Here is a 13,227-nt window from a genome sequence, read left to right on the forward strand (position 1 = left end):
ATTAGCCCGCAGGCGGGCAGGCGCGGTTAAGAAACCTGGTTGGGTTTCTTGAGAGAGGAGGGGAAATAAAACTCCTCTCCTTTTCAAGGAGGGGCTGATCCGACAACGTCGCGAACGGGGTGCACTTCCCTCCTGGCCGAGGAGGGGAGGGACGCGACAACGTCGCGGACAGGGTGGTCAACCGCTTACTGCAACGGCTTGAGCTTCCCCTCGCGAACCAGCCGCGCGAACCGCTCCACGTCATTGTCGAAGTACTTCTGGAACCCGCTCGACGAAACGGGAACCGGTTCGGCAGCCATCTGCGCCAGACGCTCCTTCACCTGTGGTGCCTGCAACGCCTTGGCCGCCGCTTGTTCCAGCCGGGCGATCGCCTCCTTCGGCGTCGCGGCCGGCGCGAACAGCGCCAGATAGGCACCGAACTCGTAGCCGGGAAAAGTCTCGGCAATGGTCGGCACGTCCGGCAGTGCAGCTGAGCGCCGCGGTGCGGTGGTCGCGAGTGCGCGCACCTTGCTGCTTTGCACGTATCCGGCGGACGAGCCGGCCAGGTCGAACAGGAAATCGACCCGCCGCGCCATGAGATCGGGATAGACCGCGCCGCTGCCTTTGTACGGAACATGCAGCAGCTCGATGCCGGCCGCCGCGTTCAGAAGCTCGCCGGTCAGGTGGCTGCTGGTGCCGAGACCCGAAGAGCCGTAAGTAAGCTTGCCCGGATTCTGGCGCGCCGCCGCGATGGCCTCCTTGAAGGTCTTGTACGGCGAGGACACGGCAGTGACCATGAGATTCGGCAGCGTGGCGAGCCCCGCCACCGCGACCAGATCCTTGCGCGGATCGAACTTGAGCTTCATCAGGCTCGGGTTGGACGACAGCGACAAGGATCCGAGCAGGATCGTATAACCGTCCGGGCGCGCGCTGCGCGCGACCAGCTCGGCGCCGATGTTGCCGCCGGCGCCCGGCCGCAATTCGATGACGACGTTCTCGCCCAGGGTCTTGCTCATCTCCGCCGCCACCAGGCGCCCGACGACATCGGCCGAACCACCGGCCGAGTAGGGCACCACCATGCTGACGGGACGGTTTGGAAAGGATTCGGCTGCGCGCACCGAGCCGGCAAGCGCGAATACCGCGGGCAACAAAAACCACGGCAGTATCGAACGAACGGGTCGCATGAGGTCTCCGATCGGAAAGTCGTGGATGCTACCACCGTCGCTGGCGAACTCTCCGAAAGCGGCTGTCATGGCCGCCGCCCCAATAGGTATGCTTGCCTTCCCTCTCCCTTCGGGAGAGGGATCGAGGGTGAGGGAATACCATGGTCGCGCGCACAATTTCCCTCACGTGCAGCGCGCGCATCGGCATGCAGACCGATGTCGTTCCGGCGGCGCACCCCATGGTCCGCGAATTCCCTCCCTCACCCCCCGGCCCCTCTCGCAGGGGAAGAGGGGAGTCCTTCGACGCGTTGCCATGCAAGGCCGAGTTCTGCTACATAGGGCGCGATGCAAGTTTCGGCAGCCGGCAACGGCGCGTTCACGCGATTCTGGATCGCGGAGATCGCAACCGTCCTCGCCTACCAGATGATGGTGGTCGCGATCGGCTGGCAGATCTACGACCTGACTGGCAGCGCGCTCGACCTCGGCCTGATCGGCCTGGCGCACTTCGGCGCACAGATTCTGTGCTCGCTGCCGGCGGGGCACGTCGCCGACCGCTACGATCGGCGGCGCGTCGCGCTCGTCTGCCAGGTGGTGCAATGTTCGGCCGCGATCGTGCTGGCGCTCGGCAGCCGGGCTGGCTGGCTGACCAGCAGCGTGGCTTATGCCGTCGTATTCGCAATCGGCACCGCAACGACCTTCCAGTCGCCCGCGCTGCGCGCGATGCTGCCGGGGCTGGTCGAGACGCGCTGGCTCTCGCGCGCGGTCGCCTGGAGCAACACGACGAAGAAGATCGCAGTCATCGTGGGACCTGCCCTGGGCGGCGCCTTCTATCTCGCGGGACCTTCGATCGTCTATGCCACCAGCGCCGCGAGCTTCCTGGTGGCGGGCGCGGTGATCGTCGGCATCCGCAGGCGTCCACCGGCCGGCCCGCACGAACCGCCGACGCTCGCCTCGATGCTGGCGGGATTCGCCTTCATCCGCTCGCATCCGGTCATTTTGGGCGCGATATCGCTCGACCTGTTCGCGACCCTGGTGGGCGGCGTGACGGCGTTGCTGCCGATCTATGCGCGCGACATCCTGGCAACGGGGCCCGAAGGCCTCGGCCTGTTGCGTGCCGCGCCGGCAGCGGGTGCGGTACTCGCCTCGGCGTATCTCGCCCGCTTTCCCTTGAACGACCACGTGGGACGCATCATGTTCGTGTGCGTGGCGATCTTCGGCGCGGCCACGGTCGTCTTCGGCACTTCGCAGCTGCTGGCACTGTCGCTCGCCGCGCTGATGGTGCTGGGCGCGGCCGACATGGTGAGCGTCGTCATCCGCTCCACACTCGTCCAGCTCGACACACCCGATGCCATGCGCGGGCGCGTCAGTGCCGTCAACTCGCTCTTCACCGGCACCTCGAACCAGCTCGGCCAGTTCTGGGCGGGTCTCATGGCCACCTTGATGGGCACCGTGCCGGCAGTGGTGTTCGGCGGCTGCAGCACGCTGGTGGTGGTGGCGCTGTGGATGCGCTTGTTTCCCGGGCTCGATCGGCGCCGGCGGCTGGCCCAAGCCGAGCCGAGCCCGGAAGCGCCTTGACGGGCCGGACGGCGAGCGCGAACTGCGCCGCAATCGGTGCCATAATGTGGCGGCGACCATCTGACGATCAAGGAAAATCTGAATAGCGTCTTTCCCGCGGAGACGGGAAACCATGACGATTTGATTTTCCCTGGAGTCCCGCCTGCGCGGAAGTGACGTCGGGAAGGTTGCTCAGAGGCCCATGATCTTCCCGAGCGGACGATTCAACGACACCGAAGGAGACGAGCATGCCCTTAACCCGAGGACCACGCAGCCAGTCACCGAATGCCCACTCCGACCTGATCTTCACCTCGTGCAGCGTCACCAATGCCACCCAGCCCGCATCCGGCGCCCAAGCCGGCGGGCAACGCCGCCAGGTCGTCGTGGGCGGCAAGCGCGTCAAGACCATCGACGTGCATGCGCATTGCGTCATCGCCGAGGCCATGGCGCTCCTCGGCAGGAAAGTGGACGAGCACGAACAGCGCGGCGCCGGGATCAGTGAAGTCGGTCCGCGCCGCATCCGCGAGATGGACGAGCAAGGCATCGATGTCGAAGCGCTCAGCATCAATCCCTTCTGGTACCGCGCCGAGCGCGACGTCGCCGCCCAGATCGTGAAGATCCAGAACGAGAAACTGGCCGAGTTCTGCGCGACCTATCCCGAGCGCTTCGTCGCCTTCGCCTCGGTGGCGCTGCAATTCCCGGAGCTCGCAATCGAGCAGCTCGAGCACGGCGTGAAGAAGCTCGGCCTGCGCGGCGCCGCCGTGGGCGCGAGCGTGGCGGGCGAGGAGTTCTCCGATCCGAAGTTCCATCCGTTCTGGGCCAAGGCCGAGGAGCTGGGTGTGTTGATCTTCATCCATCCGCAGAGCACGCCGGATCTCGCCAAGCGCCTCAAGGGCAACGGCTGGCTCGCCAACACGATCGGCAATCCGCTCGACACCACGATCGCGCTGTCGCATCTCATCTTCGAAGGCACGCTGGACAAATTCCCCGGTCTCAAGATCTGCTCCGCGCATGGCGGCGGCTTCCTGCCCTCGTACGCGCCGCGTTCGGACAACGCGTTGCGCGTCGCGCCCGACATGGATACGGGCGTCAAGCTGAAGAAGAAGCCCACGGAGTATCTACGCGACATGTACTACGACACGCTGGTGTTCACGCCCGAGGCGCTGCGCCACCTGGCGGCCGAGGTCGGTTACGACCGCCTGGTGATCGGCACGGATCATCCGATCCCGTGGTTCTCCTGGTCGGTCGACCACATTCTCGATACGCCGGGATTCAGCGACGAGCAGCGCCGCGCGATGCTGGGAGAGACGGCCGGCAAGCTGCTCGGCATCAAGCCCTGAATCCACGCAACCACGCAACCACGAGGAGAGCGCCATGCTTTGGATCGTCCTGTGCGTCGACAAGGCCAACACCGCGGAGATTCGGGACAAGCACCTGCAGCCGCATCGCGACTATCTGCAAAGCCAGAAAGGGATTCTCGTCCTGGCCGGAGCGACCCAGTCCGACGATGGCACCAAGGCGATCGGCAGCCTGTTCGTGGTGAACGTCGACAGCCGCGAAAAAGCCAAGGCGTTTTCCGACGGCGACCCGTTCACGCAAAACGGGGTCTTCTCGAGCATCACCATCACGCGCTTGCGCAAGGGACAGTGGAATCCCGGCGCCGCCGAGGGCGCTTGATGCGCGTTTGTTCGCCTGGATTCCCGCTTACACGGGAATGACGGCACCCGGAGGAGCGAAGCAGATGAACCTGACGCTGTACTATGCGCCCGCGACGTGCGCGCTCGTTCCCTACGTCACCTTGACCGACGCCGGCGCACAGTTCGACGTTCGTAACGTCAATACCCGCAAGGGCGGCACGCGCACCGAGGCGTATCGCCGGCTCAATCCCAAGGGCAAGGTGCCGGTGCTCGTCATCGATGGCGAGCCGTTGACCGAGAATCTCGCCATCCAGATCTGGATCGCGCGCCAATTTCCGAACGCCAGGCTGCTGCCGGCCGATCCTCAGCAGGAGATCAAGGCGATTTCCCTGATGGCATGGTGTGGGTCCGGAATCCATCCGCATCTCACGCCCAACGCCTGGCCGCAGCGCTACTGCGACGTGCCCGGCTCGGAAGAAAGCGTCAAGCGGCTCACGAACGAGCGACTGTTCGAGGATTTCGCGCTCGCCGATTCGCTGCTCGCCGGCCGCGAATGGTTCTGCGCGCACTTCACCGCCGTCGATGCCTACGTCTTCTGGGCCTTCCGCCGCGCGCTGCTCTTCAAGCTCGACGTGTCGGGTTTCGCCAACTGCATGGCGCACTTCCGACGCATGCAGGAGCGCGCCAGCGTGCAGAAAGTGCTGGCGTACGAGAAGCAGGTCGCCGAGGAATTCAGCCGGGCTGCATAGCGCCATCGAGCTGCGGCCTCGCTCACCACACCAGCGCAGGCAGCACGTAGTCCGGCTTCGCTACAGCCTGCGCGCTGAACGCCCGCCATCGCTCGACGTCGGGCAGCTCGCCCCACCGATCCACCAGCGCTTCGGCATGGATGCCGCCGGCGATGAACGCGCACGCGAGCCTCGCCCTGGATGCGCCCAGCACGTCGTGCTCGATCGAATCGCCGATCGCGATCACCCGCTCGGGCGGGCAACCGTCGAGCGCGCGCAGGCAGCTCGCATAAATCGCCGGATATGGCTTGCCGTGATAGAAAACGCTCCCGCCCAACGCTTCGTAGCGGCGTGCAAGCGCCCCCGGTGCGGCGACGGTCCCTTAGGGTGAAACGCGCACGATGTCGGGATTGGCGCACACCATCGGCAGTCGGCGCGCGATGCCCGCGTGCAAATGTGCCTCGTAGTCCGCAACCCCGAGCGGGGGCGAGTCGATGCCGATCACGACCAGAAACTCGGCCTCTTCAACGCAACCAACCACCTCCAGCCCGATGCCGTCGAGCAGGCTCGTGTTGGCTGCGCGCGTGAAGGCGTAGCAGCGCCGGCCGAGCGCGCGATGGAACGGCTCGCGCCGTTCGGCAAGCGCCGCGCGCGCGTCTTCACCCGCACCGACGAAGCGGTCGAACCATTCCGGCTCGAATCCCATGCCCTGCATCAGGCTCAGATTTCTGGCCGCGGATTGACCGGTATTCGACAGCACGATGATGCGCTTGCCCGTCTCGTGCAAGCGCCGCACGCAATCGCGCGCACCCGGATAGGGCGTGACCCCGTCGTGCAGTACGCCCACTGGTCGAGGATGAAGCCGTCGTAGCGACCGAGCAGTTGCGACACGCCGCTCAGCATCGTGCCCGCGCGATCGGAATCAGCTGATGCGGGACCGTGGTGGCGATCGAGGCCGCATCGTAGTCCTTGTTGACCACGCCCATGATCGAATTGTCGTGCTTGCCGGAGTACAGGACCTCGTAATCCTTACCGGGCTCGACGCCCATCGCCTTGAACAACGCCCGGGGCGCCAGATCGCCCGAGTTCGAGGAGGGCGCGACGTGCGCGACGCGCTTGCCGGTCCTGCACGCTCTTGATCGGGCTGTCGCGATACGTGATGAGGGCGAGCTTGTAGCCGATGCTGCCGTCGGCACGCGCCATGGCGACGATCGGGACGAACCCGGCCAGGTTCACGGCGTACGGCGTGGGGCCTGCGCAGTATAGCAATATGGCGTACGGCAACGAACGAAGGAGAGATCGCCCCCAGAGTTCGCCTCGTCACGGCCTCGGCGAGTGCCATCGACCAGCGGCCGTCGCGTTCTGCGCACGCAGCGGCTTTACGGGCATATTAGTTGCTACGGACGCTATTCGGGATTATTCGCATGTCATTGGGAGGTACGCGCCCGACTCGGCGCGGCAGGGAAATGCTGGCGAACGCCTTGGCTTTTGGTATATATGGGCCAAAGCGCGTCGCCCGCCCGCCAGCCGAGCCGGGCGCACGGTGCCGGGGGAGAAACGCCACGATGTCGATCCGCAGCCGCAGCGGCCCCTCCAAGCCGCGTCCCTCTTTTACCGATGGTCTTGCGGGATGCTCTTGCTGCACACCGCAGCTGGACGCGTGCCTCGTCCAATTCTTCCATGGTCATGGCCGGCGCCTGTCGATCGCGCGTCGTCCCGGAGGTCCTACTCGATGAACGTCAGTGCAACCGAAGCCACCGTCAAAGCCGGAAAGTCGGCAGCGCCCGAATCCAGTCCGGAACTGCACGAGCTGGTCCGCGCCCTGCAAGCGGTGCGCGAGGGCGACTTTTCGGCCCGCCTGCCGGCGGACTGGACGGGGCTTTTCGGCAAGGCGGCGGATCTCTTCAACGATATCGTGGCGTGCAATGCGCGCCTGTCCGCAGAGCTGATCCGGGTCGAGGACGCAGTCGGCAAGCAGGGCCAGACCCGACAGCGCATGCGTGCCTACAGCCGCAGCGGTGCGTGGGGCGCGATGGAGGAGTCGGTCAACACGCTGATCGAAGACCTGCTGTGGCCGACGACCGAAGTGACCCGGTCGATCGACGCCGTTGCAAAAGGCGATCTGTCGCAGACGGTGCGCCTGGAGGTCGATGGCCGGCCGCTGCAGGGCGAATTCCTGCGTTCCGCCACGCTGGTCAACACCATGATCGAGCAGATGAGCGTGTTCACCTCCGAAGTGACCCGGGTGGCGCGCGAAGTGGGCACCGACGGCAAGTTGGGCGGCCAGGCGCAGGTCAAGGGGGTGAGCGGCGCCTGGAAGGACCTCACCGACAACGTCAATTCGATGGCGGGCAACCTCACCGCACAGGTGCGCAACATCGCCGAGGTGACGATCGCAGTGGCGAGCGGTGACCTGTCGCGCAAAATCACGGTGGACGTGCGCGGCGAGATCCTGCAGCTGAAGGAGGCGATCAACACGATGGTCGATCAGCTGCGTTCGTTCGGCTCCGAAGTCACACGCGTGGCGCGCGAGGTCGGCACCGAAGGCAAGCTCGGCGGCCAGGCGATCGTCCCGGGCGTGGCCGGCACCTGGAAGGACCTGACCGACTCGGTCAACGCCATGGCGACCAACCTGACCGCCCAGGTGCGCAACATCGCGGAGGTGACCACCGCGGTCGCACGCGGCGACCTGTCGCGCAAGATCACGGTGGACGTGAAGGGCGAGATCCTGGAGCTGAAGAACACCATCAATACGATGGTCGACCAGCTCAATTCCTTCGCCGCCGAAGTGACGCGGGTGGCGCGCGAGGTCGGCACCGAGGGCAAGCTCGGCGGCCAGGCGCAGGTCCCAGGCGTCGCGGGCACCTGGAAGGATCTCACCGACAACGTCAACTCGATGGCGGGCAACCTCACCGACCAGGTACGCAATATCGCCGAGGTCGCCACCGCAATCGCAAGCGGCGACCTGTCGCGCAAGATCACCGTGGACGTCAAGGGCGAGATCCTGCAGCTGAAGGAAACGCTCAATGGCATGGTGGAGCAGTTGCGCTCGTTCGCATCCGAAGTCACACGGGTGGCGCGCGAGGTCGGCACCGAAGGCAGTCTCGGCGGCCAGGCGCAGGTGCCCGGCGTCGCCGGCACCTGGAAGGATTTAACCGACTCGGTCAACGCCATGGCCACCAACCTGACCGCGCAGGTGCGCAACATTGCGGAAGTGACGACCGCGGTGGCCCGCGGCGACCTGTCGCGCAAGATCACGGTGGACGTAAAGGGCGAGATCCTGCAGCTGAAGGAAACCATCAACACCATGGTGGACCAGCTGAACGCCTTCGCCTCGGAAGTCACGCGCGTGGCACGCGAGGTCGGCACCGAAGGCAGTCTCGGCGGTCAGGCGCAGGTCCCCGGTGTCGCCGGTACCTGGAAGGATCTGACCGATTCGGTCAACGCCATGGCGACCAACCTGACCGCCCAGGTGCGCAACATCGCGCAGGTCACCACGGCGGTCGCACGCGGCGATCTGTCGCGCAAGATCACCGTGGATGTGAAGGGCGAGATCCTCGAGCTCAAGAACACCATCAACACGATGGTGGACCAGCTCAACTCCTTCGCCGCGGAAGTGACACGGGTGGCGCGCGAGGTCGGCACCGAAGGCAAGCTCGGCGGCCAGGCGCAGGTGCCGGGTGTGGCCGGCACCTGGAAGGACCTCACCGACAACGTCAACTCGATGGCGGGCAACCTCACCGACCAGGTGCGCAACATCGCCGAGGTCGCCACCGCCATCGCCGGCGGCGACCTGTCGCGCAAGATCACGGTGGACGTGCAGGGCGAGATCCTGGAGCTGAAGAATACCCTCAACACCATGGTCGACCAGCTGAACTCGTTCGCCGCCGAGGTCACGCGCGTAGCGCGCGAAGTCGGCACCGAGGGCAAGCTCGGCGGCCAGGCGCAGGTGCCCGGTGCGGCCGGCACCTGGAAGGATCTCACCGACAACGTCAACTGGATGGCGGGCAACCTCACCGACCAGGTGCGCAACATCGCCGAGGTCGCCACCGCGGTTGCGCGCGGCGATCTGTCGCGCAAGATCACGGTGGACGTGCGCGGCGAGATCCTGGAGCTGAAGGACACGCTCAACACGATGGTCGATCAGTTGAACGCCTTCGCCTCCGAGGTCACGCGCGTGGCGCGCGAGGTCGGCACCGAAGGCAAGCTCGGCGGCCAGGCCCAGGTCCCGGGCGTGGCCGGCACCTGGAAGGACTTGACCGACAACGTCAATTCGATGGCGGGCAACCTCACCTCGCAGGTTCGCAACATCGCGGAAGTCGCGACCGCCATCGCCGGCGGCGACCTGTCGCGCAAGATCACCGTGGACGTGCGCGGCGAGATCCTGCTGCTGAAGGAAACCGTCAACACGATGGTGGACCAGCTCAACAGCTTCGCCGGCGAGGTTTCTCGGGTGGCGCGCGAAGTGGGCACCGAGGGCAAGCTCGGCGGCCAGGCCCAGGTGCCGGGCGTGGCGGGCACCTGGAAATATCTGACCGACAACGTCAACTGGATGGCCGGCAACCTCACCGCCCAGGTGCGCAACATCGCCGAGGTGACCACCGCGGTCGCGCGCGGCGATCTGTCGCGCAAGATCACGGTGGACGTGAAGGGCGAGATCCTGCAGTTGAAGGAAACCATCAACACGATGGTGGACCAGTTGAACGCCTTCGCCTCCGAAGTGACGCGGGTGGCGCGTGATGTCGGCACCGAAGGCAAGCTCGGCGGCCAGGCGCAGGTGCCGGGGGTGGCCGGAACCTGGAAGGATCTCACCGACAACGTCAACGTCATGGCGGCGAACCTCACCAACCAGGTGCGCGGCATCGTCAAGGTGGTGACGGCCGTGGCGAACGGCGAGCTGCGCCGCAAGCTCACGGTGGAGGCCAAGGGCGAGGTCGCGGCGCTCGCCGACACCATCAACAGCATGACCGATACGCTCGCGACCTTCGCCGAGCAGGTGACTACGGTGGCGCGCGAAGTCGGCGTGGACGGCCGGCTCGGCGGTCAGGCGAACGTCCCCGGCGCCGCCGGAACCTGGAAAGACCTCACGGCAAACGTGAATCTGCTCGCGGCGAACCTCACCACCCAGGTGCGCGCGATCGCGGAAGTCGCCACCGCGGTGACCAAGGGCGACCTCACCCGCTTCATTCAGGTGGATGCCAGCGGCGAAGTGGCGGAGCTCAAGGACTACATCAATGCCATGATCGGTAACCTGCGCGAGACCACCGACCGCAACACCGAGCAGGACTGGCTCAAGACCAACCTGGCCAAGTTCAGCCGCATGATGCAGGGGCAGCGCGATCTGTTCACCGTCGCGCAGACGCTGCTCTCGGAGCTGGTGCCGCTGGTCGATGCGCATCAGGGCGTGATGTACATCATGTACACCGAGAGCGGCGCGCCGGTCGCGCGCCAGCTCGCCGGCTATGCCGACATGTACGATGCGCCCGAGCCGCGCCGCTATCGGCTCGGCGAGGGGCTGGTCGGTCAATGCCTGATCGACAAGCAGCGGCTCATGCTGAGCGACGTTCCAGCGGAGTCGGTGCGGATCACGAGCGGCTTGCTCGTGGCGCAGCCACGCAACGTGCTCGTCCTGCCGGTGCTGTTCGAGGGCGAGGTGAAGGCCGTGATCGAGCTGGCCTCGCTGAACGCGTTCACCGCCTCCCATCTCGCCTTCCTGGAGCAGCTCACCGGCTCGATCGGCATCGTGCTCAACACGATTGAGTCGACGATGCGCACCGAAGGTCTGCTGCAGCAGTCGCAGCAGCTGGCCGCAGAACTGCAGGCGCAGCAGCGCGAGCTGCAGCAGACCAACGACGAGCTGGCGCAGAAGGCGCGGCTGCTGGCCGCGCAGAATGCCGAGGTCGAGCGCAAGAACCAGGAGATCGAGCAGGCGCGCCGCGCGGTGGAGGAAAAGGCCGCCGAGCTCGCCCTCACCTCGCGCTACAAGTCGGAGTTCCTCGCCAACATGTCGCACGAGCTGCGCACGCCGCTCAACAGCATCCTGATCCTCGGCCAGCAGCTGGCCGAGAACGGGGAGAAGAACCTGTCGCCGCGCCAGGTGGAGTTCGCGCAAACGATCCACGGCGCGGGCACCGACCTGCTCAACCTGATCAGCGACATCCTCGATCTGTCCAAGATCGAGTCCGGCACGGTCACGGTCGAGTGCGAGGAGATCACGTTCCCGCACCTGCGCGATCTCGTGCAGCGCAACTTCGGTCATATCGCCGATGCACGCCGGCTCGCATTCAATATCGACTTCGACGCCACACTCGGCGCCGCCATCACCACCGACCCGAAGCGCCTGCTGCAGGTGCTGAAGAATCTGCTGACGAATGCCTTCAAGTTCACCGAGCAGGGCGGCGTCCGCCTGGAGATCGCACCGGCCAAGGGCGGCTGGACGCCCACGCACCCGATCCTGAGCGCCGTCGATGAGGCGGTGCGCGTCACCGTGGCCGACACCGGCATCGGGATTCCGCCGGAGAAGCAGAGGATCATCTTCGAAGCCTTCCAGCAGGCCGACGCGGGAACTTCGCGCAAGTACGGCGGCACCGGGCTGGGACTAGCCATCAGCCGTGAGCTCGCAAGCCTGCTGGGCGGGGAGATCAAGCTGCAAAGCACGCCGGGCATGGGCAGCGCTTTCACGCTCTTCCTGCCGCTGCGCTACGCCGGTTCGGCCAGCGCCGGTTTCAGCGCGCGCAGCGAGGACGAGCGCCTGGCTTTCTCGCAGCCGATCGTGCTGCCGCATCTGCCCGCGGCCGAGATCGTGCCCGACGATCGCGACCAGATCGAGCCGGGCGATCTCACGCTGCTGATCGTCGAGGACGACCCGCATTACGCGCAGGTGCTGCTGTCGCTCGCGCGTGACCAGGGCTTCAAGGGCCTGGTCGCCATGCGCGGCGCCGAAGCGCTGTCGCTCGCGCGCAAGTACAAGCCGACCGCGCTTTCGCTCGACATCGTGCTGCCCGACATGCTCGGCTGGACCGTACTGAGCCAGCTGAAGCAGGATCCCGCGACGCGCCACATCCCGGTGCAGATCGTGACCGTCGAGGAGGAGCGCCAGCACGGCCTGGAGCGCGGCGCTTTTGCCTATCTCAACAAGCCGCTCACAACCGAGGGGCTCGAGGTCGCGTTCGACCGGATGAAGAAATTCGTCGCCACGCGCACCCGGCGCCTGCTCGTAATCGAGGACGACCCGGCCGAGCGGCGGAGCATCAGCGAGCTCATCCGTCATGACGATGTCGAGATCGTCGCAGTCGCGACCGGGGCCGACGCGCTCGCCACGCTGCGCTCGAGCCATTTCGACTGCGCGGTGTTGGATCTGCGCTTGCCCGATATCTCCGGCTTCGAGCTGCTGGGTCAGATTCAGAAAGATCCGCTGTTGTGCGACGTGCCGATCGTCGTCTTCACCGGCCGCAGCCTCAGCACGGACGAAGAGCGCACGCTGCGCAAGATGGCGAAGAGCATCGTCTTGAAGGGCGTGCAGTCGCCGGAGCGGCTGCTGGACGAAACGGCGCTCTTCCTGCATCGCGTGATCCCGGATCTGCCGGAGTCGAAGCGGCGCATGATCGAGACGCTCACACAGAGCGACGAAGCGCTCATCGGCAAGAAGGTTCTCGTGGTCGACGACGATGTGCGCAACATCTTCGCGCTCACGAGCCTGCTCGAGCGCCATCGCATGCAGACCGTCACGGCCGCCTCGGGCGCCGACGCGATCGAGATCATGCAGCGCACGCCGGACATCTCGCTCGCACTTATGGATATCATGATGCCCGAGATGGACGGCTACGAAACCATGCGGCGCATCCGCAAGAACCGGCAGTTCAGCCTGCTGCCGATCATTGCGCTCACGGCCAAGGCGATGAAGGGCGACCGCGAGAAATGCCTCGAAGCGGGGGCCTCCGATTACATTGCCAAGCCGGTGAACTCCGAGCAGCTGCTGTCGCTGCTGCGTAACTGGCTGCATCGGTAGCGAGCTTACGACAATGTCCTCGCTCGCTCGCCCTCACCCCCCCGCCCCTTATATGTTCGCCCCCATGGGTATGTTTGTCTTCCCTCTCCCGAGGGGAGAGGGGAGCGCAGTGCGTTCAGTGGCTAACCAGCCACTTTCCGACCGTTTCATCCGGAGCG

General features: G+C 65.9%; 8 protein-coding genes and 1 pseudogene. 5 read left to right on the forward strand and 4 right to left on the reverse strand.

Features of this window, described 5'->3' with window-relative positions; genetic code table 11:
- Nucleotides 1-185: 185 nt before the first annotated feature.
- The gene (locus tag GEV05_21790) at nt 186-1,232 is read right to left on the reverse strand and encodes a tripartite tricarboxylate transporter substrate binding protein (GenBank protein ID MPZ45969.1); all 1,047 of its coding nucleotides are present in this window, start codon (nt 1,230-1,232) and stop codon (nt 186-188) included.
- A 255-nt stretch (nt 1,233-1,487) separates the two neighbouring features.
- Between GEV05_21790 and GEV05_21795 the strand changes: the two genes are divergently transcribed.
- The 4 genes from GEV05_21795 (at nt 1,488) to GEV05_21810 (ending at nt 5,082) form a co-directional block, all read left to right on the forward strand.
- Nucleotides 1,488-2,717 (forward strand): MFS transporter, encoded by a 1,230-nt coding sequence (locus GEV05_21795; GenBank protein MPZ45970.1) that lies wholly within the window; start codon nt 1,488-1,490, stop codon nt 2,715-2,717.
- A 227-nt stretch (nt 2,718-2,944) separates the two neighbouring features.
- A complete protein-coding gene (locus tag GEV05_21800) occupies nt 2,945-4,036 on the forward strand; it encodes an amidohydrolase family protein (GenBank protein MPZ45971.1) in 1,092 nt (363 codons plus the stop codon).
- 34 nt (nt 4,037-4,070) lie between these two features.
- A complete protein-coding gene (locus tag GEV05_21805) occupies nt 4,071-4,373 on the forward strand; it encodes a YciI family protein (protein MPZ45972.1) in 303 nt (100 codons plus the stop codon).
- Nucleotides 4,374-4,410: 37 nt separating this feature from the next.
- Nucleotides 4,411-5,082, forward strand: coding sequence for a hypothetical protein (locus GEV05_21810; protein ID MPZ45973.1), 672 nt, complete (start codon nt 4,411-4,413; stop codon nt 5,080-5,082).
- Nucleotides 5,083-5,104: 22 nt separating this feature from the next.
- Here the strand turns inward: GEV05_21810 and GEV05_21815 are convergent, their stop codons facing one another.
- The 3 genes and pseudogenes from GEV05_21815 to GEV05_21825 all read right to left on the reverse strand — a co-directional run bounded on the left by GEV05_21815 (nt 5,105) and on the right by GEV05_21825 (nt 6,264).
- On the reverse strand, nt 5,105-5,398 hold the full coding sequence (locus GEV05_21815) for an HAD hydrolase-like protein (protein ID MPZ45974.1): 294 nt from the start codon (nt 5,396-5,398) through the stop codon (nt 5,105-5,107).
- Nucleotides 5,399-5,443: 45 nt separating this feature from the next.
- Complete coding sequence (locus tag GEV05_21820) at nt 5,444-5,908, reverse strand: hypothetical protein (GenBank protein ID MPZ45975.1); 465 nt, start codon at nt 5,906-5,908, stop codon at nt 5,444-5,446.
- A gap of 49 nt (nt 5,909-5,957) precedes the next feature.
- A pseudogene (locus GEV05_21825) lies at nt 5,958-6,264 on the reverse strand (PhnD/SsuA/transferrin family substrate-binding protein).
- Nucleotides 6,265-6,793: 529 nt separating this feature from the next.
- Between GEV05_21825 and GEV05_21830 the strand changes: the two are divergent.
- Nucleotides 6,794-13,069 (forward strand): response regulator, encoded by a 6,276-nt coding sequence (locus GEV05_21830; protein MPZ45976.1) that lies wholly within the window; start codon nt 6,794-6,796, stop codon nt 13,067-13,069.
- The last annotated feature ends 158 nt before the right edge of the window (nt 13,070-13,227 follow it).

It is taken from the genome of Betaproteobacteria bacterium (genome assembly GCA_009377585.1).
Classification (GTDB): domain Bacteria; phylum Pseudomonadota; class Gammaproteobacteria; order Burkholderiales; family WYBJ01; genus WYBJ01.